Genomic DNA, 21,799 nt, shown 5'->3' with positions numbered 1-21,799 from the left:
CGCGCCACGACTTATCGGATTTATACCCCGCCAGGGCATAGGTCCGATATCCGACGAATAGCCCGATGCCCCATCCACGACCACGGGCAACGTGCGAATTCCCTAAATGCCCGCCTTGTCGCCCGTCAGGGTATAAATCCGACATGTCGTGGCGCGGAGCGCCCGACATGTCGGGAAACCACCAATCAGGACTTGCCGCAGCAATTGGCGCAGGTGCCGAAGATCTCGAGCGTGTGGCTCACGTCGGTGAAGCCGTGCTCCTCCCCCACCCGGTCAGCCCACCGCTCCACCGCCGGCCCCAGCACCTCAACCGTCCGTCCACACCCACGGCACACAAGGTGATGATGGTGCTTGTCGCTGCAGCGACGGTAACGAGTATCACTGCCCGGGACCTGCATCACATCGATCTCGTTGGTCTCGGCGAGCAGCTGCAGGGTGCGGTACACAGTGGTCAGGCCCACGTTGGCGCCCCGCTCGCGCAGCATCACGTGCAACTCCTGCGCGCTGTAGAACCCGTCGACTTCGCCGAGCAGGGTCATCACGGCGTCGCGCTGGCGCGTGTTGCGCCGCACCGGGCCGGATTCGACGCCGGATTCGACCTCGTGGGCCTGGTCGTTCATTGGAAAAGCTTAGCGTGCCCTTATCCAGGCATGGCTACCAGCAATGTCCGTCGCAGCCCGCAACAAGCGCCGCGTAGGCTGTGGCTGAATCCGATCACTTGTACGTGACAGTTGCACGTTTGGGGGAACACGTGGTCCAACAGGAAGCCGCCGTCGGGGGCGGCAAGGCGCCTGCCAAGCTGGACGCCCAAGTTCTGAAAATCGCGGGCGTGATCGTCCTCGGCGCGATCATGTCGATCCTCGACGTGACCGTCGTGAGCGTCGCGCTGCCGACCTTCATGCGGGAGTTCGACGCGACCTACGCCCGGGTCGCCTGGACGATGACCGGGTACACCCTGGCCCTCGCCACCGTCATCCCGCTGTCCGGCTGGGCGGCGGACCGGTTCGGCACGAAGCGCCTCTACATGCTGGCGCTGTTCCTGTTCACCGCGGGCTCCGGCCTGTGCGCCACGGCCGACTCGATCAACCAGCTGATCGGGTACCGGGTGCTGCAGGGCCTCGGCGGCGGCATGCTCATGCCGCTCGGTATGACGATCATGACCCGCGCGGCCGGGCCGGAGCGGATCGGCCGGCTCATGGCGGTGCTGGGCATTCCGATGCTGCTGGGTCCGATCGGTGGCCCGATCCTCGGCGGCTGGCTCATCGACGCGGCGAACTGGCACTGGATCTTCCTGATCAACCTGCCGATCGGCGCGATCGCGCTGATCTACGCGTGGTTCGCGCTGCCCAAGGACAACACCGAGCCGTCGGAGACGTTCGACTTCGTCGGCATGCTGATGCTCTCGCCGGGTCTGGCGACGCTGCTGTACGGCGTGAGCTCCCTCCCCGAGGCCGGCACGATCTCCAAGCCGAAGGTCTGGGTGCCGATGCTCATCGGCGCCGTGCTGGTGATCGGCTTCGTCTTCTACTCGTTCAAGCCGAAGCACCCGCTGCTGGACCTGCGGCTGTTCCGCAACCGCAACCTGACGATCGCGACGGTCTCGCTCTTCGTGTTCGTCATCGCGTTCATGGGCGCCGGCCTGCTCTTCCCGAGCTACTTCCTGCAGGTGCGCGGCGAGTCGACGCTGCACGCCGGCCTGCTCATGGCCCCGCAGGGCATCGGCGCGATGCTGACCATGCCGATCGCCGGCATGCTGTCGGACAAGATCCCGGTCGGGCGGACGGTGCCGTTCGCCATGGCCCTGATCGCGGTCGGGTTCTTCACCTTCACGCAGGTCGGGCCGGACACCTCCTACGTGGTGCTGTGCGGCTCGCTGTTCGTGATGGGCCTGGGCATGGGCGGCACGATGATGCCGATCATGACCTCGGCGCTGAAGACACTCACGCATCACGAGGTGGCCCGCGGCTCGACGCTGGTGAACATCCTGCAGCAGATCGGCGGTTCGGTCGGCGGCGCGGTCATGTCGGTCATCCTGACCAGCAACCTCAACGACGCGCCGAAGATCCCGGGGGCGGTCAACCCGCAGACCAAGGAGCCGCTGACGGTCGCCGACATCGCGATCGCCTCGCACGACAAGGGCGCCCAGGGCGCCCAGATCAAGCAGGCGTTCGGTCCCGACGTGATCGCTCAGGGCCTGAAGTTCGTGGCCGACTCGTTCGCCTCGACGTACTGGGTGGGCTTCATCCTGGTGCTCGCGACCTTCATCCCGATCGCGTTCCTGCCGCGCAAGCGGGAGGTCTCGCACCTCAACGACGACGTGGACGCCGCCGGGACCCCGGCGCCGGTCATCATGCACTGAACCAGGCAGTCCGACGCCCCCGCAGCCCCACGGCCGCGGGGGCGTCGTGCTATTCGAGGCGCTTCACGAAGTACACCCGATGGAAACCGGAGGAACTGGACCGGTGCGTCTCGGTGTAGCCGTGGCGCGGATAGTAGGCGAGGTTCTCGTGCATCGCCGCGTTGGTGTAGAGGCGAACCTCGGGCAGGCCGAGGGAACGGCCGTGCGCCTCCGCGAAGGCGAGCAGCGCCGAGCCGGCGCCGGTGCCGCGGGCCGCCGGGGCCACCGCCACGTTGTCGAGCAGCAGGTGGTCCGGCTGCGGAATCAGCACGAGCACGCCGAGCAGGCCCGTGCCCCGCGCGACCCAGACATGGCCGGCCGCGATGAGCGCCGGGTAGTCCGCCGTCATCGGTGCCGGTTCGCGGCCGATGCGCGGGACGTAGTGCGCGTACGCGGCGCGGACCAGGTCGCGGATCACATCGGCGTCCGCGGCCGAGGCCGGGCCGATGTCGGTCACGCCGCCGGGATCTCGTCCAGGGCCGCGTAGATCGCCTTGCCCTCCGCGCGGGCCTGGGCCACCATCTGGTCGGCGCCCGCGGACGGGCCGCCAATGCGCAGCACCGCGTCGCAGCGCTCCAGGAGCCGCTCCGAGATCGGGTGGAAGATCTCGTCGAAGACGGTGTCGCCGACGGTGGCCGAGCCGGCCCGCTCGATCAGCGGCAGCGCCAGGGCCTCGCCGGTGACGGGCAGGTGCCCGGCCCGGAAGAGCCGCACGGCCGCGTCGTTCATGGCGTCGACGTTGGCCCGCAGCTTGGCCGGGTCGTCGCCGGTGCCGGACCGGTAGGGGCCGGCCACAAGGATCATCATGACGGGAGAGCTCCTTCTGCAGGGATGGCGATGGCAGGGGTAACGATCTGCACGCCGGCGGCGCGCAGGGCGTCGACAGTTTCGGGCGATATATCGGATATGTCCGACGTGACGAGCACGTCGGCGGCATCGAGCGGCCCGACCCGGGCGAAGGCCTGCACGCCGAGCTTGGTGGCGTCGGCGACCACGATCGTGCGGCCGGCCCGGCGCAGCGCGGCCCGCTTCACGGCGGCGTCGTCGAGGTCGAACTCGGACCAGCCCAGCTCGTGGTGCACCGCCCCGATCGACATCACGAACGTGTCGAACCGCAGCTGGTCCAGCGCGGCGAGCGCCAGGGGCCCGACCAGGCTCCTCTCCCCCGCCCGGGACTCCCCGCCGATGACCAGCAGCCGGATGCCGGTCTGGTCGGCCAGGCGCACCGCGGCCTGCAGGCTCAGCACGGCCACGGTCAGCGGGGCGCGCCGGGCCAGATGGGCGGCGACCTCCGCGGTGGTGGTGCCGGCGTCCAGCAGCACGGTGCTCCCGGGCTCGATCAGCTCCGCCGCGGCCCGGGCCAGCCCGGCCTTGGTGGCGGCCAGCCATTGCTCGCGCACGGAGAAGCCGGCCCGCTCGGCCGGCACGTCCAGGGCCACGGCGCCGCCGCGCACCCGGCGCACCAGGCCCTGCTCCTGCAGCTGGTCGAGGTCGCGGCGCACGGTCATCTCGGACACGCCGAGGCGCTCGGCGAGCTCGGCGAGGGTCAGCTTGCCGCTGCCCCGCACGAGCCGGAGGGTGAGGTCGAGCCGATCCGGGACAGGCATGCCCTGAATCTAACACTGATCTACCAAATCTCACACGGCCGTGTGAGAAGCTCAACCAGGCTTGCGAGAACCGGCCAGGACCGGGGGCTCGACCGACGGCGAGCCGCCCGGGGACTCGCCGCGGCGGAGGATGCCGTACGTCAACAGCCCGAGCGGAATGATCATCCAGCAGGACAGCAGCCGGTACACCAGCATCGCGGCCGCCGCCGGGGCGTGCCCGGCCCCGGCCGAGACCAGCCCGGCCAGCAGCGCGACCTCCACGACGCCGATGCCGCCCGGGCTGAGCGGGATCTGCCGGACGAGCTGCACGGTGAGGTACACGGTGGCCAGGCGCACCAGGCTCACGTCGATGCCGAACGCGGCGGCGGTGGCGGCCAGGCAGGCGAGGTCGAGGCCCCAGTTCACGGTCGCGTGCACGAGCGAGAGCACCCACGCCCGCCGGGGCAGCCGCCGCAGGTCGGCGAGGGTCCGCCCGGCCGCGCCGAGGCCGCGGGCCCACCAGCCGCCGGTGAGCTGCGGCTCGGGCTCGGCCTCGTCGATGACCGGCCGCCCGGGCCGGCGCGGGGCCACGAAGTAGTCGATGCCGAACACGGTGCCGGCGATGACCAGCAGCGACAGGACGAAGACGAGCGTGTCGGCGTTGCCCTTGGCGCCGCCGCGCGGGATGAGCACCACCGCGCCGTACATGACCAGCAGCGCCACCCCGGAGATGACGCTGGCCAGCACCGCGACCGCGCCCGCGGTGCGGCGGCTGGCCCCGGCCGTGCGGAACTGCCGGAAGGCGAACCCGGCCGACACCGCCGAGCCGGCGGGCAGGCTGAACGATATGGCCGAGCGGGTGAAGGTGACCGCGAGGGCCCGTGGCACCGACATGCGCACCCCGAAGCCCGCCAGCAGGCGCCGCTGCTGCAGTGCGAAGTGCCGCAGGGAGGTCATCTCGGCGGCGGCGGCGAGCACCAGCCACCACGGGCGGGCGGCGCGCAACGCGTCGAGCGTCTGCCCGAAGTCGGGCAGGCTGCGCTGCAGCGTGAGCGCGGCGACGGTCAGGACCACGAGCAGCCCGGCGACGCGCAGCACGGTCTTGCGTCGCGGGCTCACGGAATCAGGGTCCCATCCGCAAGGAGCAAACCAGCCCGTTCTCTCAGGACCTTCTCAGTTCCGTTCATCACGCCGAGCCCGGATCGACGCCTCATGGCAGGCTGATGGTCATGAAACGGCTGTCGAAGGTGGATCAGCACGCCACGTTGCCCGACGACGAGGCGCTGAGCCGGCTCGTCGCGGCCCAGGAGCGGCTCCTGCGCCTGCGGCTGACGCTGGGCGGGCAGATCGGCGACCACGAGGTCGGCCCGCCGTTGTGCGTGGTGTTCGAGGGCTGGGATGCCTCGGGCAAGGGCGGCTCGATCAAGCGGCTGGTCGACCACCTCGATCCCCGCCACGTGCGGGTGGCGCAGTTCGCCGCCCCGACGTACGACGAGAAGCGCCACCATTTCCTCTGGAGGTTCTGGCCCGTCCTGCCCGGCTGGGGCGGGATGACGGTCCTGGACCGTTCGTGGTACGGCCGCGTCCTGGTCGAACGGGTCGAGGGCTTCGCCACCGAGGAGCAGTGGACCCGCGCGTACGACGAGATCGTGCAGTTCGAGCGCACGCTCACCGCCGAGGGCATGATCCTGGTCAAGCTCTGGCTGCACATCTCGTCCAGGGAGCAGCTGCGCCGGTTCAACAGCCGGGCCCAGGACCCGCTGCGCTCGTGGAAACTCACCGACGAGGACTGGCGCAACCGCAAGAAGCGGCCGGAGTACAAGGCGGCGATCGAGGACATGCTGGCCCGCACCGACCACCCGGCGGCGCCCTGGCACGTCATCGCCGCCGACGACAAGCCGACCGCCCGCGTGACGGTCCTGGAGACGGTCTGCCGGGCCGTGGAGCAGGCGCTCGGGTTTGGCCCGGCCGAAAACGGGTGATGTTCAGCGGATGGACGACATCACCGCCCTGATCCTGGATGACCACGCCGCGTTCCGGCGCGGGTTCGCGCGGCTCGACGACGCCGAGGGGGCCGAGCAGCTCGGCGCCGTGTGGGACGCCCTCGCGCTGCACCTGGAGATCCACGCCGAGGCCGAGGAGCGCATCCTCTACCCCCATCTGCTGCGCCAGCGCTCCGACGAGGCCAAGGAGGAGACCGACGACGCGATCCGGGACCACAACAAGATCCGCGACGCGATCGACGCGGCCAAGCACCACGAGGTCGGTTCCGACGAGTGGTGGAAGGCCGTGTGGGACGCACGGCGCGAGAACAGCGAGCACCTGACCGAGGAAGAGGACGAGGTGCTGCCCGACTTCCGCAAGCACGCCGGGATGCAGCTGCGCCTCGAGCTCGGCGAGCGATGGCTGGCCTTCTACGGCGAGCACCCCAGCGGCAAGGGTCTCACGTTCACCGACAAGGATCCGAAGCGGTACATCCAAGAGAACAGCTGAGTACCCAAGGGCATGATGTCCCGGTGAAGCGTGCACGTATCCCGGACTGGTTCGCCGTCGGACTGCTCGCGGTGGGCGCTCTGTGCGCGCTCGCCGCCGTGAGCGCGGCGCTGGGCGCCCGGGTGCACCCGGTCCGGGCCACGGTCGACGCCCTGCTGTTCCCGGCGCCGGCCAACGTCGGCTACGCCGCGCTCATGGCCACGCTCGCGGCCGGCGTGCACAACCGCAAACGGATCACCTTCTGGCTGCTGGGCATCGTCCTGGTACTGCAGGGCCTCTACGACATCTTCGTGCTCTCCGACCTCGGCGAGCGCGGCGGCGAGGCCCACGAGCTGCGCCTGCCCTGGCACGGCACGATCGCGGCGGCGACCAACCTGGCGGTGACCGCCGGTCTGCTGGGCCTGCTGTGGCTGGCCCGCCCGGAGTTCCGGGCCCGGGTACAACGGGCCAGCCTGCCCAAGGCGCTGATCACGCTGGGCACGCTGCTGCTCGCCTTCACCGTGGCCGGCTGGGGCCTGCTCGAGCTGTTCCCGGGCTCGATCGGACACGGGATACAGCGGCTGGAGTACAGCGGCCGGGTCGTGCTCGGCGGCGCGTTCGCCTTCGACTTCGACCGGCACGGCCGAGCCCCGGGATGGGTGAACCTCGTGCTCGGCACGTTCGGCGCCATCGCCCTGTTCGCCGCCCTCTTCGCGCTGCTGCGCTCGCAGCGCGTGATCGCCTCGCTCGCCCCGGACGAGGAGCGGGCGGTGCGCCGGCTGCTGGCCGAGCACGGCGAGCGGGACTCGCTGGGCTACTTCGCCACCCGCCGCGACAAGGAGGTCATCCAGTCGCCGTCGGGCCGGGCCGCGGTCACCTACCGGGTCGTCTTCGGCGTCTCGCTGGCCAGCGGCGACCCCCTCGGCGACCCGGACGCCTGGCCGCCGGCGATCGAGGCCTGGCTGCGGGAGGCGCGGGAGTACGCCTGGACGCCCGCCGTGATGGGCGCCGGCGAGGAGGGCGCGACCGCCTACGCGCGGGCCGGCCTGCGGGTCATCGAGCTCGGCGACGAGGCGATCCTGCACGTGCGCGACTTCGACCTGGAGGCGCCCCGGCTGCGCCAGGTCCGCCAGGCCGTGCACCGGGTCGAGCGGGCCGGGTACACGGTGCGCATCCGCCGGCACAACGAGATCGGCGCCGAGGAGATGGCCCGGATCATCGAGCTGGCCGCCCGCTGGCGCGACACCGAGACCGAGCGCGGCTTCTCGATGGCGCTGGGCCGCCTGGGCGACCCCAACGACGGGCGGTGCGTGCTCGTCGAGGCCCACGACCGCGACGGGCGCGAGGTGGCGCTGCTGTCGTTCGCCCCGTGGGGCCTGGGCGGCCTGTCGCTGGACCTCATGCGCCGCGACCGGCAGTCGGACAACGGGCTCATCGAGTACATGGTCGCCACCCTCATGCGGGAGGCGCCGCGCCTCGGCGTGAACCGGGTATCGCTGAACTTCGCCGTGTTCCGGGCCGTGTTCGAGGAAGGCGCCCGGATCGGGGCCGGGCCGGTGCTGCGGCTGTGGCGGGCACTGCTGCTGTTCGCCTCGCGCTGGTTCCAGCTCGAGTCGCTGTACCGCTCCAACGTGAAGTACAACCCGCAGTGGCTGCCCCGGTACCTGTGCTTCGAGGACGTGCGGGACCTGCCCAAGGTCGGGCTGGCCTCCGGCGCCGCCGAGGGGTTCGTGGTGGTACCGCGGCTGCGCACCCTGCTGCGACGGGGCTCGGCGCGGCCGTTCACCGCGGACCGCCGCGAGCCGGTCTTCACCGAGGAGGAGGCCGCCGCGGCCGCCCCGCCCGCGCTGCCGCAGGCGCGGCGGCCCGAGCAGGTGCGGGTGCGGCTGGCCAAGCTCGACGCGCTGCGGGCCGCCGGGGTGGAGCCGTACCCGCCCGGCTTCGAGCGCACGCACCCCTTCGGCCGGATCCGCGCCGAACACGGCGGCCTCGGCCCCGACACCCTCACCGGCGAGCGGGCCGCCGTGGCCGGCCGGGTCATCCGGCTGCGCGACCACGGCGGGCTGTGCTTCGCCCTGCTGCGCGACTGGACCGGGGACCTGCAGGTGCTGGTGCCCGACCCGGCGTTCGCGGCCACGGTCGACCTCGGCGACCACGTCGGCGTCACCGGCGAGGTCGGCACCACCCGCAGCGGCGAGCTGTCGGTCTTCGCCGAGCAGTGGCGGCTCACCGCGAAGTGCCTGCAGCCGCTGCCCGACAAGCTGGCCGACCCGGAGGCCCTGGTCCGCCGCCGGCACGTCGACCTCATCGTCAACCCGCCGGCCCGGGACATGGTGCGTACCCGCTCGGCGGTCACGTTCGCGCTGCGCGGGGCGCTGCACTCCCGCGGCTACGTCGAGGTCGAGACCCCGGTGCTGCAGCCGGTGCACGGCGGGGCCAACGCCCGCCCGTTCATCACGCACAGCAACGCCTACGACATGCGGCTCTACCTGCGCATCGCGCCCGAGCTGTACCTCAAGCGCCTGGCCGTGGGCGGGGTCGAGCGGGTCTTCGAGATCGGGCGCAACTTCCGCAACGAGGGCGTGGACGCCACCCACAACCCCGAGTTCACGATGCTCGAGGCCTACGAGGCGTACGGCGACTACACCACCATGCGGGCCCTGGTCCGCGACCTGATCCTGGCCGCCGCCGGCGACGACCCGGTGCTGCGCCGCGGCGGCGAGGTCGTCGACCTGCGCGACGAGTGGCCGGTGGTGCCGGTCTACTCCGCCGTCTCGCGGGCCGCCGGCGCCGACGTCACGCCCGGCACCACCATGGCCGAGCTGCGCGAGCTGTCCGACCGGCTGCACGTGCCGTGGCAGGACGGCTGGACCCACGGCCAGCTGGTGCTGGAGCTCTACGAGCACCTGGTGGAGGGCGCGACCATCCGCCCGACCTTCTACACCGACTTCCCGGTCGACGTCTCGCCGCTGACCCGGCAGCACCGGGACGACCCGCGGCTGGCCGAGCGCTGGGACCTCGTCGCCTTCGGCATGGAGCTCGGCACCGCGTACACCGAGCTGGTGGACCCGGTCGAGCTGCGGGCCCGGCTGACCGCCCAGTCGCTGCGGGCCGCGGCCGGCGACCCGGAGGCGATGGAGCTCGACGAGGACTTCCTCGACGCGTTCGAGTTCGCGATGCCGCCCAGCGGCGGCCTCGGCCTCGGCGTCGACCGGCTCGTCATGCTGCTGACCGGCCGGACCATTCGCGAAACGCTGCCGTTCCCGCTGGTGAAGCGCGGGCGGATGTAATCTGGTGCATACGTTGTTTCCGATCCCCGGGAAGTGGGAAAGGGCGCACGAATGGCCGATGAGAGCCCGACCCTCGACCTGCTGGAGCGGCTCGCCGCCGCCCCCGACCGGATGACCTTCGACGCGCTGGTGCGCCAGATCGGGCTGCCGGAGGGCGTGCTGCGCGGACGGCTCAAGCGCCTCGTGGACCGCGGCTGGGTCGAGGCGGACGCCGACGGCGCCTCCTACGCGATCGGCGTCGGCGCGCTGCGCCCCGGCAGCGCCTACCTGTCCGGCGACCGCACCGCGCGGCTGGCCGGCCCGATCCTGTCCCGGCTGCGCGACCAGCTCGACGAGTCGGTCCGGCTCGTGCGCCTCGACCGCGCCTCCGTCGTCTGCCTGGCCAGCCGCGAGTCCCCGCACGACCCGGGCGGCCCGGCTGTTGGCCGGCGCCTGCTGGCGCTGACCAGCGCCAGCGGACGGGCCATCCTCTCCCGGCGCCCGCCGGCCGAGATCGACGCGCTGATCGACGAGGGCGTCGTGGCGCACACCATCGAAACGGCCATCGACCGGGCCGCCATCGCCACCGCGCTCGCCGAGACCCGCACGCGCGGCTGGGCCTACGAGCGGGGCGAGGTCGTCCCGGGGGTCGGCTGCGTGGCCGCCGCGGTCCCGGCCGCCGGCCTGGCGCCGACCGACGCGATCAGCGTCGGCGTGCCGCTGCCCCGGCTCACCGACGACCACGCCGAGGACGTTGCCGCCTGCGTGCTGCGGGCCGTGCAGGAGGTGGCCGCCGCGCTGCTGTCGTAGTGCGTCGTCCCGCCTGGCCGTGATGCCTGATTTTTCCGAGAATCGCCGAGTTTTCTAGATCATTTACTCGGTACCATGGGCCATGGACGTCGAGCGCATGGATCTGCCCGGGATCGGCACCAGCCACGTGGTCACCACGGCGCGGGGCCGCCGCATCGGGATCGTGTCGCACCGCAGCGGGCGCCGGGACCTCGTCGTCTACGACAAGGAGGACCCCGACACCAGCGTGGTGTCGGTGGCGCTCGTAGCCGACGAGGCCGACGCGATCGCCGAGCTCCTCGGCACCGCCCGGATCGTCGAGCAGCTCGCCGCGATGCAGCGGCAGGTCGCCGGTCTGGTGACGGAGCAGCTGGTGATCGGCTCCGGCTCGCCGTACGACGGCCGCACCCTCGGCGACACGCGCGCCCGCACCCGCACCGGCGCCTCCGTCGTCGCCGTGGTCCGGGGCAACGACGTGATCGCCAGCCCCCGGCCGGACTTCGGGCTGCGGGCCCGGGACCTCGTCGTGGTGGTCGGCACCGCGGCCGGCGTCGAGGGCGTCGCGACCCTGCTGACGGACGGGTAGGCCGTGCACCACGACACCATCCTCGTCGAGCTCGGTGCCGTCATCCTGGCCCTCGGGCTGCTCGGCGCGGTGTCGCTGCGGTTCTCGATCTCGCCGATCCCGCTGTACCTCGTGGCCGGCCTGGCCTTCGGCGCGGGCGGCGTCCTGCCGCTCAGCACCAGCGGCGAGTTCATCTCCGCCGGGGCCAAGATCGGCGTGATCCTGCTGCTGTTCACGCTGGGGCTGGAGTACACCGCGCCGGAGCTCGTCGGCACCCTGCGCTCCTCGGCCCCCGCGGGCCTCGTCGACCTGGTGCTCAACGCCGCGCCCGGGGTCGCCTGCGCGCTGATCCTGGACTGGGGCGTCGTCGCCGCGTTCGCGCTCGGCGGCGTCACCTACGTGACGTCCTCCGGGATCACCGCCAAGGTGCTCGGCGACCTCGGCTGGCTCGGCAACCGCGAGACCCCGGTCGTGCTGTCGCTGCTGGTCTTCGAGGACCTCATGATGGCGCTGTACCTCCCCATCCTCACGGCCCTGCTGGCCGGCGTCGGCTGGCTCGGCGGCAGCGCGACCCTGGCCCTGGCCGCCGCGACGATCAGCTTCGTCCTGCTGATCGCCCTGCGCTTCGGCAAGGTCGTCGAGCGGTTCGTGGCCAGCGAGAGCGACGAGGTGCTGCTGCTCAAGGTCCTCGGCCTGACCGTGCTGGTGGCCGGCGCCGCCGAGCTGCTGCAGGTCTCGGCCGCGGTCGGCGCGTTCCTGGTCGGCATCGCGCTGTCCGGCCCTCTCGCACACACCGCCCGCCAGCTGCTGACACCGCTGCGGGACCTCTTCGCCGCGGTGTTCTTCGTCTTCTTCGGCCTGCAGACCGACCCGCGCGCCCTGCCGCCGGTGCTCGGCATCGCGGCCCTGCTGGCCCTGTGCGGCATCGCCTCCAAGCTGCTGACCGGCTGGATCGCCGCCCGCCGGGCCGGGGTGGCCCTGACCGGCCGCATCCGCGCGGGCGCCGCGCTGCTGCCCCGCGGCGAGTTCAACATCGTCATCGCCGGGCTCGCGGTGGCCGCCGGGACCAACGAGAAGCTCGGCCCGCTCGCCGCCGCGTACGTGCTCATCCTCGCCATCGCCGGCCCGATCGCGGCGCGGGCCGCCGAGCCCCTTGCGCGCGTGGCGCACCGCCGCCGCACCCGGTCGCGGACCGGCGCCGCCTGACCGGACATTTCGCCCGTCAGGCGGCCCCCACTGAATGGCTTGCGAAATTTGCCCGAAATACGGATTTTCCCTCATCTACCGGCATTTGGGCAGGTCAGCATGCTTGGCTCCCTGTCTGAGGTGCCACGGCAGCGCTGCCGTGGCGGACAACGGGGGATCACCATGCGCAAGCACAACCGGATGCTGGCCACGATCGGCGCCGCGGCGCTGCTGGCCACGCTCTTCGGCACGCCCGCGAACGCCGCAGGGACGGGCCACGGGCCCGGCGGGGGCGGCACGGGCTCCGGCAACGCCATGCTCGGCGCGATCAAGGCCAAGCACGGCAAGCACGCCGGCACGCCCGCCGCGATGTGCCGGGAGATGACCGTCAACGGCGGCTTCGAGACGCCGAAGCTCGGGAAGAACGACTACATGCAGTTCGACCAGGCCGACGTGCCCGGCTGGCGCACCGACGACCCGGACGGCAAGATCGAGATCTGGGGCGGCAACATGGGCGTGCCGGCCCGCTTCGGCAAGCAGTTCGCCGAGCTCAACGCCACCGGCCAGGGCAACTCGATCTACCAGGACATCAAGACCAAGCCCAACACGAAGATCTACTGGTCCTTCTGGATCCGAGCCCGGGACACCTCGGGCGGCAAGGACGTCGACGCCACCCAGATCCACTTCGGCAAGACCCCGAGGAACGACGGCAGTGTCAACGGCATCGGGTCGGCGTTCTCGTACGTCAACTCCTCCGACGACGCGCGCTGGAAGCGGCTGTACGGCTGGTACAAGACCGGCCCCGACCAGACCTCGACCCGCGTCACGCTCACCGCGGTGGACAGCGCGTCGACCGATCCCGGATACGGCAACCTCGTCGACGGCCTGACCATCGTCGACCAGCCCGGCTGCTTCTGACACCGGCTCCCGCCTTCTGACACCGGCTCCGCCGACAACCGCGACGCCGGTCGATCCGCCATACGGCGTGTCGACCGGCGTCGATCTTTGTCAAGACCGGGTGAACTAGGTCGCAGTGTATAAGTCACTTCTATAAGCACGTGATACGAATGAAGTATGCCCGCTGCCCGAACCGCACTCGACCCTGCGCGCCTGACGGTCGCCGTCGAGCGGCTCTTCAGCCTTTTGCGTCAGGGCAACCCCCCGAACGACATCAGCCTCACGGCCGCCTCGACGCTGCGGCGACTGGAGCGGGAAGGCCCACGGCGGCTCACGGAGCTCGCCACCGCGGAGGGCGTCACCCAGCCCGCGATGACCCAGCTGGTCCAGCGCCTCGAGCGGGAGGGGCTGGCCGACCGGGCCGCCGACCCCGCCGACGGCCGGGTCGTGCTGGTGCAGATCACGCAGGCCGGGATCGAGCTGCTCGAGCGGCGCCGCGCGGTGCGGGCCGCGCACATGGCCACCCTGCTCGAAGACGTTACCGGAGAAGACGAGGCGCTGATCGCGGCTGCGCTACCGGCGCTGGAGAGGCTCGCCAAGTGACCGAGACCCTCGAAGTTCCCAACAAGTCCGGCGGCTTTCGCGGGGCGCTGTCGGGCGGCAAGGACCACCCGCACTACAAGTGGGTGGCGCTGTCCAACACCACCCTCGGCATGCTCATCGCCACCATCAACTCCTCGATCGTGCTGATCTCGCTGCCGGCGATCTTCAACGGCATCAAGCTCAACCCGCTCAGCCCCGGCAACGTGTCCTACCTGCTGTGGATGCTCATGGGGTACATGCTGGTGAGCGCCGTGCTGGTGGTGACCCTGGGGCGCCTCGGCGACATGTACGGCCGGGTCCGCATCTACAACCTCGGCTTCGCGCTGTTCACCGTCACCTCGATCGCCCTGTCGCTGGACCCCTTCGACGGCGGCTCCGGCGCGCTGTGGCTCATCGGCTGGCGGGTGCTGCAGGCCGTCGGCGGCGCCATGCTCATGGCCAACTCCGCCGCGATCCTCACCGACGCCTTCCCGGCCGCCCAGCGCGGCATGGCCCTGGGCGTGAACATCGTGGCCGGCATCGCGGGCTCCTTCATCGGCCTGGTGCTCGGCGGCCTGCTCGCCGAGTGGAACTGGCGGGCCATCTTCTGGGTCAACGTGCCGATCGGCATCGTGGGGACCCTGTGGGCGTACCGCAGCCTGCACGACACCGGCCTGCGCCGCCCCGGCCGCATCGACTGGTGGGGCAACCTGACCTTCGCCGCGGGCCTCACGGCGCTGCTGGCCGGCATCACGTACGGCATCCAGCCCTACGGCGGCCACAGCCAGGGCTGGACCAACCCGTGGGTGCTCACCGGCCTGATCGGCGGCGTGGCCGTCCTGGCCCTGTTCGTCTGGATCGAGCGCCGGGTCTCCGAGCCGATGTTCCCGCTCGCCATGTTCAAGATCCGCGCCTTCGCCTCGGGCAACGTGGCCGGCCTGCTCGCCTCGATCGCCCGCGGCGGCCTGCAGTTCATGCTCATCATCTGGCTGCAGGGCATCTGGCTGCCGCTGCATGGCTACAGCTACGAGTCGACCCCGCTGTGGGCCGGCATCTACCTGCTGCCGCTGACCGTGGGCTTCCTCGCCGCCGGCCCGGTCGCCGGGCACCTGTCCGACAAGTACGGCCCGCGCCTCTTCGCCGCCGTCGGCCTGGTCATCATGGCGGTCTCCTTCGCCGGCCTGCTCATCCTGCCGACCGACTTCGCCTACTGGGCCTTCGCCGTGCTGGTCTTCCTCAACGGCCTCGGCGGCGGCCTCTTCGCGGCCCCGAACACCTCGCTCATCATGTCGAGCGTCCCGGCACACATGCGCGGCGCCGCGTCGGGCATGCGGGCCACCTTCCAGAACGCGGGCATGGTCCTGTCGATCGGCATCTTCTTCTCGCTGATGATCGCGGGCCTGTCCAGCTCGCTGCCGGGCTCGCTGAGCACCGGCCTGACCGGCCAGGGCGTCCCCCCGCAGGCGGCGTCCCAGATCGCCGGCCTGCCGCCGGTCGGCACGCTGTTCGCGGCCTTCCTGGGGTACAACCCGATCCAATCGCTCCTGGGCCCCCAGTTGCTCGGCCAGCTCCCGCCGGCCAACGCGGCCACGCTGACCGGCCGCGAGTTCTTCCCGCACCTGGTCTCCGGCCCCTTCCACGACGGCCTGGTGATCGTCTTCTGGATGGCCATCGCCATGGCCCTCATCGGCGGCCTCGCGTCGCTCATCAAGCCGGGCAAGCACGAGATCGACCCGGCACCCTCCCAGTCCTGATCCGGTAACAGGCGCGGCCCCGGTTTTAGCCACGGGCCGGGCGCGGCGCAGCAGGCGGGCCGGTCACCCCGGGGAGTGGGGCGACCGGCCCGTCGGCGTACCGTCCGGCGGCCGCGTGAGCTCCGCGAGGCGGGCGGTCAGGAAGGCGCGCTCGACGGCGTTGTCGCACAGGGCGATCGCGGTCTCGTAGGCCTGGCGCGACTCCGCGAAGCGGCCCAGGCGGCGCAGCAGGTCGGCGCGGGCGGCCGGCAGGTAGTGGTAGCCGGCCAGGCGCGGATCCGGGGCCAGGGCGTCGATCAGGGCCAGGCCGGCGGCGGGGCCGTCCACCATGGCGACGACCACGGCGCGGTTCAGGGCCACGACCGGGGTGGGCCAGGCGGCCAGCAGCAGGTCGTACACCGCGCGCAGCTGGGACCAGTCCGTGTCGGCGTAGGTCGGGGCCTCCGTGTACAGGGCGGCGATCGTGGCCTGCAGCGCGAAGCGGCCCGGCCGGCCGCCCCGCAGGGACGAGCGGACCAGGCGCAGGCCCTCCGCGATCTGGTCCCGATCCCATTTCGTACGGTCCTGCTCCTCCAGCAGCACCAGCCGCCCGTCGGGGTCGAGCCGGGTGGCGCGGCGGGCGTCGTGCAGCAGCAGCTGGGCCAGCAGGCCCTGGGCCTCGCGCTCGTCGGGCATCAGCGCGCACAGGGTGCGGGCCAGGTCCAGGGCGCGCCCCACGAGGTCCGGCCGGACCAGGTCATCCCCGGAGTAGCCGGCGTGACCGGCGGTGAAGACGAGGTGGACGACGGTCAGCACCGCGTCCAGGCGGTCCGGCAGTTCCTCGGGGGACGGGACGCGGTACGGAATGCGGGCCGCGGCGATCTTCTTCTTGGCCCTCGTGACCCTCGCGGCCATCGTGGGCTCGCTGACCAGGAAGGCGTGGGCGATCTCGGCCGTGGTGAGGCCGCAGACCAGGCGGAGGGTGAGGGCGAGCTGGGCCTCCCGGGCCAGCGCCGGATGGCAGCAGGTGAAGACCAGCCGCAGGCGGTCGTCCGGGAACCCATCGGGCGTTTCCGGAGCGTCGGGAACGATCAGCATGGGCAGCTTGGAGCGCAGGATGGCCGCGCGGCGGTGGGCGTTCAGGGCGCGGCGCTGCGCCGCCGTCGTCAGCCAGGCGCCGGGATTGGCGGGCACGCCCTGACGCAGCCACGCGTCCAGCGCCGATACGTACGCGTCCTGCACGCACTCCTCGGCCAGGTCGAGGTCGCGCGCGACGCGCACCGTCGCGGCGAGCACCCGGGCCCACTCGCGACGGTGCGCGTCGGCGATCGCCGCGCGGACGGGATCGGACAACCTACTCGAAGGCCCAGATCGGGCGGACCTCGACGCCGCCGAACATCGCCGGGCACAGCTTGGCGATCTCCAGGGCGTGGTCCAGGTCCTTGGCCTCGATCAGGTAGTAGCCGCCGAGCACCTCCTTGGTCTCCACGAACGGGCCGTCGGTGACCACGTCGCCGCGGATCGAGGTGGCGGTCGGGGTCGGCTGCAGGGCGTTGCCGCCCAGGAGCGTGCCGCCGAGCTCGCCGACCTGCTGGGCGAAGCGGTTGTGCGCCTCCATCACCTGCTGGGACACGGTCGGGTCGACGTTCTCGTAGGAGGTCTCGTCCTCGTAGATCAGGATCAGGTACTGGGCCATCGTGGGCTCCTCAGGACTGCGTCGGTGTCAACTGACACTCCTACGTCAATCGGGCCGGGACCGGATCGACAGTCCGGCCGAAGAATTTCTCCGAAAGCAGCGCGCCGGCCGCGATGACCACGGTGCCGAGCACGTACCAGCCGGTGACGACCAGCAGGGCCACGGCGGAGGCGAACGCCACGACGGCGCAGCGGCGGGCCCAGGTGCCCCGGGGCAACAGGCGGACGGCGGCGGCGGAGCCCACGAGGTACACCAGGACGAAGCAACCGCTGGTGAGCAGCACGAGCGCGCGGGTGCCGGTCCCGGTCGCGGCGACCACGACGAGCGATGCGGCGCCGAGGCAGGCCACGACGAGGAGGCTGCGGCGGGGCACCGCGCCGGGGGCGGACCCGCGGGCGAACCAGGCCGGCAGGGCGCCGTCGCGGCCGAGCGCGGCGCCGAGCTTGGCCGCGCCCGCGTAGTAGGCGTTCATGGTGCCCAGGGTGAGCAGCAGGGCGGCGCCGGCCGCGATCGGGCGCACCCGGCCGCCGGTGCCGACGGCGAGCAGCTCGGCCAGCGGCGCGTCGGACATCGCCGGGCCGAGGACGAGGACGCTGGCGGCGGCGATGGCCAGGTACAGCACCGCCACCACGACCAGCGCGATCGCCGTGGCCCGGGGCAGGTCGCGCCGCGGGCGGCGGAAGTCGGCGGCCAGCGACGTGACGGCCTCCCAGCCGGCGAAGCCCCAGACCAGCACGGCCGCGGCCGGCCCGATCGCCCACCAGCCGTGCGGGGCGAACGGGTGCAGGTTGGCCGTCCGGGCGTGCGGCAGCGCGGTCAGCGTCGCGGTGAGCAGCAGCGCGATGAGCAGCGCGGCCAGCCCGAGCTGCAGCCGGCCCGACACCCGCACGCCCCCGAGGTTGCCCACCGTCACGGCGAGCATCAGCCCGGCCGCGGTGAGCAACGCCGTGCGGGTGCCCCCACCGAGGGCCGCGGCCACGTACGCGCCGCCGAAGAGCGCGGCGGCCGGCGCCCCGACCGGCACCGCGAAGTAGAACGACCAGCCGACCACGGCCGCGGCCCGCCGCCCGAACGCGGTGCGCGCGTAGGTGGCGACCCCGCCCGCGTCCGGGTAGCGGGCGCCGAGCGCGGCGAAGGTCGCGGCCAGGGGCACGGACAGGGCGACCAGCGCGGCCCAGGCGATCAGCGAGGCGGGCCCGGCGGTCTGCGCGGCCAGCGCCGGCAGCGCGATCACGCCGGTGCCCAGCACGGCGCCGATGGACAGGGCGGCGCCCTGCGGAACAGTTATCACGAACAAGATCCTGCAGCGGTACGGCATGAGCTCGCGAGTGGCAGGAATGCCGTTCTGCGATAGATTTCTGCCATGGGCAGCCCACACGTCGTCGGCATCGCGGTCACCGGGCACCTGCCCGTGTTCGAGCTGGCCGTGCCGTGCGAGGTCTTCGGCATCGACCGGCCCGACCTGGCCGACCCCTGGTACGAGCTGCGCTTCGCGGCGGCCGAGCCCGGCCGGCACCCGGCCCGCTCGGGGCTGAGCGTCGAGGCGCCGCACCCGCTCGAGTCCCTCGTCGAGGCCGACACGGTGCTGCTGCCGGCGTTCCCGCGGGCCAAGCAGGTCGAGCCGCCGGACGAGCTCGTCGCCGTGGTGCGGGAGGCGCACGCGCGGGGCAAGCGGATCGTGGCCATCTGCACGGGCGCGTACGTGCTCGCCGCGGCCGGCCTGCTCGACGGGCGCCGGGCGACCACGCACTGGATGAACGCCTTCGACTTCGCGCAGCGGTACCCCCGCGTCACCTTCGACCCCGACGTGCTCTACACCGAGGACGGCAACCTGTTCACCTCGGCCGGCACCGGGGCCGCCATCGACCTGTGCCTGCACCTGGTCCGCCTCGACCACGGCGCCGCGGTCGCCAACGAGGTGGCCCGCCGGATGGTCGTGCCACCCCACCGCGACGGCGGCCAGTCCCAGTTCGCCACGCCGCCGCCCCGGCCGCGCCCGGCGGACACCTTCGGCGGCGCGCTGGACTGGGCCCGGCAGCGCCTCGACCAGCCGCTCACCGTCGCCGACCTGGCCCGGGAGGCCCGCCTGAGCCAGCGCACGTTCGCCCGGCGCTTCCGCGAGCACGTCGGCACCAGCCCCCTGCAGTGGCTGGTCGGGCAGCGGGTGCGGCTGGCCCAGGAGCTGCTGGAGACGACCGACGACTCGATCGAGCGGATCGCGCACCGCACGGGCTTCGGCACTCCGGCCAACCTGCGCGTGCACTTCGCCCGGCAGACCAGCGTGACCCCGACGACGTACCGCCAGGTCTTCCATCGTTGATTTTTTGAGATCCGAATTAAGTACTGCTTAGAGGCCTGTCTCTTTGCATTGCTCGCCCCTACGATTCCGTAATCGTGCGTCGACTTGGGCTTCTGTTGTGTTCCGCGCTCGTGGTCCTGGCCGGGTGCGGTGGTGGTGGGGACATCTCGCGCGTTGCCGCCAGCCCGGACATTTCGGACAAATCTGATAAAACTGACCCTTCGACCTCGGCGGGACTGGCCGGCGTCGCGGCCTCACCTTCCGCCGCCTCCTCGCCGAAGGCGGTCGCCGCCGCGGGCGGGTGGGTGCCGGTGGACAAGGCGGCGTGGAAGGCGCAGGCCGACGCGTACAAGGCGCTGGCCGCCGACCCGGTGCCGGCCGGCGTCGGGAACCTGGCCGAGTTCCGGGCCGACTGCCAGTACAGCCACTCCGCCGCCGACGACCCGATCGTCTTCCCCGGCCTCCCGGGCGCCTCGCACATGCACTCGTTCATCGGCAACAACGCCACCAAGGCGGATACGACGGCCGCGGACCTCACGAAGTACACCGCGACCACCTGCAAGCCCACCCAGGACCACTCCGCCTACTGGGTGCCGACGCTGTACGACAACGCGACCGGCAAGCCGGTGGAGACGACGGGCTTCCGGGTGTACTACCGCTCGCTCATGAACTCCTCGACCGGCCAGATGCCGATGCCCAACGGCCTGCGCATGATCGCCGGCGACGCCAAGAAGCAGCAGCCGACCCCGCGCGGCGCCCAGGGCCAGTTCTACTGCGCCTTCTACGGCCCCGGCGACCTCGACGGCGTCGCCCGCAGCACCAACGGCAACTGGCCCATCTGCGGCGGCACCGCCACGCTGCACTTCATCCTGCAGTTCCCGGACTGCTGGGACGGCGAGCACCTGGACAGCCCCAACCACAAGGACCACGTGGCCTTCGGCTCCGGCAACGCCTGCCCCGCGAGCCATCCGGTGAAGATCCCGGCCATCACCTTCGACATCCAGTACGGCGTGAAGGGCACCCCGGAGGGCTACTACCTCTCGTCGGACAAGGAGGGCAAGAGCGCCTCCTCGATGCACGGCGACGCCTTCGTCATGTGGGACCAGCCGACCATGAACCAGCGCACCAGGAACTGCATCGCCCAGCGGCGCACCTGCGACGACTTCGGCTATCAGAAGTAGCCCGGCGCCGGCCGGGCTCAGTGCTCCAGGGCGAGGGCGACCTCGCGGTACCGGGACACGGGCACCAGGTGCACGCCGGTGAAGGCGCCGCTCTCGCGGAGGGCGTCGACCTGGGCGCAGGCGGCGGCCACTCCCGCGCGCGGGTCGGCGGCGACCCGGTCGATCAGGTCGGCCGGGATGTCGATGTCCGGGATGGTGGCCGAGAGACGGCGGGCCATGCCGGCGCTGGCCAGGACGAGCACCCCGGCGTACACCGGCTGCTCCAGCGCTGTCTCGTCGCGCCAGCGCAGCAGGGCGTCCACGTCGAAGCTCATCTGGGCGAACACGAAGTCCGCCTCGCGCTTCCAGGCCGGCACGCGGCGCAGGGCGGCGGCCACGCCGATGCGCGGGCGGGTGAAGCCGGGGCGCTCGGCCATCGCGTGCGCCTCGGCGATCATCGTGCGGACGGTCAGCTCGCCGGTGCGGTCGCCGACGGTCGGCTTGTCGCCGTGGACGAAGAGAAACTCGCTCACGCCGTAGGCGGCGGCGGTCAGCATGTCACGCTGGAAGCCCAGCAGGTTGCGGTCGCGAGAGTTCAGGCAGGCGATGCTGCGCCCGCCCATGGCCGCCACCTCGTGCGCCACGGCGATGCTGGACACCGTGGCCCGGCCGATGTGGTTGTCCGGGATGAGGAACGCGTGCGCGACCGGGGCCAGGACCCCGATCTGGTGCCGCACGTGACGGATGTCGGGCCGCGTCGGCGGCTCGATCTCACAGACGATTTCGAAGGCGCTCCCCATCCCAGCCACCCTAGGACGGTATGAGTTGCGACCGGCGCACCCGCACGCGGGTCCCGTCGGTGAGCGTCACCTCGACCCGGCCCACCGAGTCGGTGTCGCCGAAGGCGTAGATCTCCTTGCCGTCGTGCTCGGCCAGCTCGTCGCGGCCGGTACGCAGAACCCACTTCAATTCGCGTGATTTGCCCAATTTGCCCACCCCCGCGAACCAAGGTACGGAATGCACCCCGGTTCGCGGGGAAGGCGCGCGGAAGGTCACTCCTCGCGGGCTCGCGCGGGCCCTTTCGTGGTGCCGCGGGGCCCTCGGACGGTCAGTCCTCGCGGGTCAGCTGCTCGCGCGGGCCCTTTCGTGGTGCTGCGGGGCCCTCGGA

22 protein-coding genes are annotated in these 21,799 nt (G+C 72.0%); 12 read left to right on the top strand and 10 right to left on the bottom strand.

What is annotated here, in order from left to right; genetic code table 11:
• Window positions 1-185: 185 nt before the first annotated feature.
• Window positions 186-620 (bottom strand): Fur family transcriptional regulator, encoded by a 435-nt coding sequence (locus tag ABD352_RS47005; protein ID WP_344619140.1) that lies wholly within the window; start codon window positions 618-620, stop codon window positions 186-188.
• Window positions 621-751: 131 nt separating this feature from the next.
• Here ABD352_RS47005 and ABD352_RS47000 point away from each other — a divergent pair, with 131 nt between their 5' ends.
• Window positions 752-2,359 carry a DHA2 family efflux MFS transporter permease subunit gene (locus ABD352_RS47000; protein WP_344619139.1) on the top strand — a complete coding sequence of 536 codons (1,608 nt, stop codon included), beginning with the start codon at window positions 752-754 and terminating at the stop codon, window positions 2,357-2,359.
• A gap of 49 nt (window positions 2,360-2,408) precedes the next feature.
• Here the strand turns inward: ABD352_RS47000 and ABD352_RS46995 are convergent, their stop codons facing one another.
• From ABD352_RS46995 to ABD352_RS46980, 4 genes are read right to left on the bottom strand one after another with little or no spacing between them, the layout of a single operon-like run.
• Window positions 2,409-2,855 carry a GNAT family N-acetyltransferase gene (locus ABD352_RS46995; RefSeq protein WP_344619138.1) on the bottom strand — a complete coding sequence of 149 codons (447 nt, stop codon included), beginning with the start codon at window positions 2,853-2,855 and terminating at the stop codon, window positions 2,409-2,411.
• On the bottom strand, window positions 2,852-3,205 hold the full coding sequence (locus tag ABD352_RS46990; protein WP_344619137.1) for a DUF4406 domain-containing protein: 354 nt from the start codon (window positions 3,203-3,205) through the stop codon (window positions 2,852-2,854). Before ABD352_RS46990 ends, ABD352_RS46995 begins: the two co-directional genes overlap by 4 nt.
• Window positions 3,202-4,005 (bottom strand): DeoR/GlpR family DNA-binding transcription regulator, encoded by an 804-nt coding sequence (locus ABD352_RS46985; RefSeq protein ID WP_344619136.1) that lies wholly within the window; start codon window positions 4,003-4,005, stop codon window positions 3,202-3,204. The genes ABD352_RS46990 and ABD352_RS46985 overlap by 4 nt, the downstream gene beginning before the upstream one ends.
• 51 nt (window positions 4,006-4,056) lie before the next feature.
• On the bottom strand, window positions 4,057-5,103 hold the full coding sequence (locus ABD352_RS46980; protein WP_344619135.1) for a lysylphosphatidylglycerol synthase transmembrane domain-containing protein: 1,047 nt from the start codon (window positions 5,101-5,103) through the stop codon (window positions 4,057-4,059).
• A 110-nt stretch (window positions 5,104-5,213) separates the two neighbouring features.
• Here ABD352_RS46980 and ABD352_RS46975 point away from each other — a divergent pair, with 110 nt between their 5' ends.
• The 9 genes from ABD352_RS46975 to ABD352_RS46935 all read left to right on the top strand — a co-directional run bounded on the left by ABD352_RS46975 (window position 5,214) and on the right by ABD352_RS46935 (window position 15,497).
• Window positions 5,214-5,966 carry a polyphosphate kinase 2 family protein gene (locus ABD352_RS46975; RefSeq protein WP_344619134.1) on the top strand — a complete coding sequence of 251 codons (753 nt, stop codon included), beginning with the start codon at window positions 5,214-5,216 and terminating at the stop codon, window positions 5,964-5,966.
• A gap of 10 nt (window positions 5,967-5,976) precedes the next feature.
• The gene (locus tag ABD352_RS46970; protein WP_344619133.1) at window positions 5,977-6,477 is read left to right on the top strand and encodes a hemerythrin domain-containing protein; all 501 of its coding nucleotides are present in this window, start codon (window positions 5,977-5,979) and stop codon (window positions 6,475-6,477) included.
• A complete protein-coding gene (gene lysX / locus ABD352_RS46965) occupies window positions 6,387-9,746 on the top strand; it encodes a bifunctional lysylphosphatidylglycerol synthetase/lysine--tRNA ligase LysX (protein ID WP_425553931.1) in 3,360 nt (1,119 codons plus the stop codon). The genes ABD352_RS46970 and lysX overlap by 91 nt, the downstream gene beginning before the upstream one ends.
• A gap of 51 nt (window positions 9,747-9,797) precedes the next feature.
• On the top strand, window positions 9,798-10,535 hold the full coding sequence (locus tag ABD352_RS46960; RefSeq protein WP_344619131.1) for an IclR family transcriptional regulator: 738 nt from the start codon (window positions 9,798-9,800) through the stop codon (window positions 10,533-10,535).
• Between the two features lie 82 nt (window positions 10,536-10,617).
• The gene (locus ABD352_RS46955; protein ID WP_344619130.1) at window positions 10,618-11,100 is read left to right on the top strand and encodes a cation:proton antiporter regulatory subunit; all 483 of its coding nucleotides are present in this window, start codon (window positions 10,618-10,620) and stop codon (window positions 11,098-11,100) included.
• A 3-nt stretch (window positions 11,101-11,103) separates the two neighbouring features.
• Window positions 11,104-12,285 (top strand): cation:proton antiporter, encoded by a 1,182-nt coding sequence (locus ABD352_RS46950; RefSeq protein WP_344619129.1) that lies wholly within the window; start codon window positions 11,104-11,106, stop codon window positions 12,283-12,285.
• Between the two features lie 162 nt (window positions 12,286-12,447).
• Window positions 12,448-13,182: a hypothetical protein gene (locus ABD352_RS46945; RefSeq protein WP_344619128.1), complete on the top strand. Its 735-nt coding sequence runs from the start codon at window positions 12,448-12,450 to the stop codon at window positions 13,180-13,182.
• 156 nt (window positions 13,183-13,338) lie between these two features.
• Window positions 13,339-13,764: a MarR family winged helix-turn-helix transcriptional regulator gene (locus tag ABD352_RS46940; protein WP_344619127.1), complete on the top strand. Its 426-nt coding sequence runs from the start codon at window positions 13,339-13,341 to the stop codon at window positions 13,762-13,764.
• On the top strand, window positions 13,761-15,497 hold the full coding sequence (locus ABD352_RS46935; RefSeq protein WP_344619126.1) for an MFS transporter: 1,737 nt from the start codon (window positions 13,761-13,763) through the stop codon (window positions 15,495-15,497). Before ABD352_RS46940 ends, ABD352_RS46935 begins: the two co-directional genes overlap by 4 nt.
• A 63-nt stretch (window positions 15,498-15,560) precedes the next feature.
• On the opposite strand, the gene ABD352_RS46930 is transcribed toward ABD352_RS46935, so the two are convergent.
• The 3 genes from ABD352_RS46930 to ABD352_RS46920 are packed head-to-tail and all read right to left on the bottom strand — an operon-like array spanning window position 15,561 to window position 18,463.
• Entirely contained in the window at window positions 15,561-16,772 is a 1,212-nt protein-coding gene (locus ABD352_RS46930) for an RNA polymerase sigma factor (RefSeq protein ID WP_344619142.1), read from the bottom strand.
• Window positions 16,773-16,830: 58 nt separating this feature from the next.
• The gene (locus ABD352_RS46925) at window positions 16,831-17,172 is read right to left on the bottom strand and encodes a YciI family protein (protein ID WP_344619125.1); all 342 of its coding nucleotides are present in this window, start codon (window positions 17,170-17,172) and stop codon (window positions 16,831-16,833) included.
• Window positions 17,173-17,212: 40 nt separating this feature from the next.
• Window positions 17,213-18,463, bottom strand: a complete 1,251-nt coding sequence (locus tag ABD352_RS46920) for an APC family permease (RefSeq protein WP_425553930.1) — start codon at window positions 18,461-18,463, stop codon at window positions 17,213-17,215.
• A gap of 72 nt (window positions 18,464-18,535) precedes the next feature.
• On the opposite strand from ABD352_RS46920, the gene ABD352_RS46915 reads away from it, so the two are divergent.
• Together ABD352_RS46915 and ABD352_RS46910 are read left to right on the top strand one after the other, a co-directional pair.
• The gene (locus ABD352_RS46915) at window positions 18,536-19,492 is read left to right on the top strand and encodes a GlxA family transcriptional regulator (protein WP_344619123.1); all 957 of its coding nucleotides are present in this window, start codon (window positions 18,536-18,538) and stop codon (window positions 19,490-19,492) included.
• A gap of 290 nt (window positions 19,493-19,782) precedes the next feature.
• Window positions 19,783-20,652, top strand: coding sequence for a DUF1996 domain-containing protein (locus ABD352_RS46910; protein WP_344619122.1), 870 nt, complete (start codon window positions 19,783-19,785; stop codon window positions 20,650-20,652).
• A 17-nt stretch (window positions 20,653-20,669) separates the two neighbouring features.
• Here ABD352_RS46910 and ABD352_RS46905 read toward each other — a convergent pair whose 3' ends face one another.
• Window positions 20,670-21,431, bottom strand: a complete 762-nt coding sequence (locus tag ABD352_RS46905; RefSeq protein WP_344619141.1) for a methylenetetrahydrofolate reductase — start codon at window positions 21,429-21,431, stop codon at window positions 20,670-20,672.
• Window positions 21,432-21,441: 10 nt separating this feature from the next.
• Window positions 21,442-21,600, bottom strand: a complete 159-nt coding sequence (locus ABD352_RS46900) for a hypothetical protein (RefSeq protein WP_344619121.1) — start codon at window positions 21,598-21,600, stop codon at window positions 21,442-21,444.
• Between the last annotated feature and the right edge of the window lie 199 nt (window positions 21,601-21,799).

It is taken from the genome of Dactylosporangium salmoneum (assembly GCF_039532525.1).
In the GTDB taxonomy this organism is placed as follows: domain Bacteria; phylum Actinomycetota; class Actinomycetes; order Mycobacteriales; family Micromonosporaceae; genus Dactylosporangium; species Dactylosporangium salmoneum.
Note: the sequence above shows the minus strand (reverse complement) of the source record. Positions and strands in the feature narration are given on the sequence as shown.

Bases quoted from the DNA above. Each gene is read 5' to 3' on its own strand.
- ABD352_RS47005 (WP_344619140.1), bottom strand. From the start codon at position 620: ATGAACGACCAGGCCCACGAGGTCGAATCCGGCGTCGAATCCGGCCCG.
- ABD352_RS46990 (WP_344619137.1), bottom strand. From the start codon at position 3,205: ATGATGATCCTTGTGGCCGGCCCCTACCGGTCCGGCACCGGCGACGAC.
- ABD352_RS46985 (WP_344619136.1), bottom strand. From the start codon at position 4,005: ATGCCTGTCCCGGATCGGCTCGACCTCACCCTCCGGCTCGTGCGGGGC.
- ABD352_RS46975 (WP_344619134.1), top strand. From the start codon at position 5,214: ATGAAACGGCTGTCGAAGGTGGATCAGCACGCCACGTTGCCCGACGAC.
- ABD352_RS46970 (WP_344619133.1), top strand. From the start codon at position 5,977: ATGGACGACATCACCGCCCTGATCCTGGATGACCACGCCGCGTTCCGG.
- lysX (WP_425553931.1), top strand. From the start codon at position 6,387: ATGGCTGGCCTTCTACGGCGAGCACCCCAGCGGCAAGGGTCTCACGTT.
- ABD352_RS46960 (WP_344619131.1), top strand. From the start codon at position 9,798: ATGGCCGATGAGAGCCCGACCCTCGACCTGCTGGAGCGGCTCGCCGCC.
- ABD352_RS46955 (WP_344619130.1), top strand. From the start codon at position 10,618: ATGGACGTCGAGCGCATGGATCTGCCCGGGATCGGCACCAGCCACGTG.
- ABD352_RS46945 (WP_344619128.1), top strand. From the start codon at position 12,448: ATGCGCAAGCACAACCGGATGCTGGCCACGATCGGCGCCGCGGCGCTG.
- ABD352_RS46940 (WP_344619127.1), top strand. From the start codon at position 13,339: ATGCCCGCTGCCCGAACCGCACTCGACCCTGCGCGCCTGACGGTCGCC.
- ABD352_RS46925 (WP_344619125.1), bottom strand. From the start codon at position 17,172: ATGGCCCAGTACCTGATCCTGATCTACGAGGACGAGACCTCCTACGAG.
- ABD352_RS46915 (WP_344619123.1), top strand. From the start codon at position 18,536: ATGGGCAGCCCACACGTCGTCGGCATCGCGGTCACCGGGCACCTGCCC.
- ABD352_RS46905 (WP_344619141.1), bottom strand. From the start codon at position 21,431: ATGGGGAGCGCCTTCGAAATCGTCTGTGAGATCGAGCCGCCGACGCGG.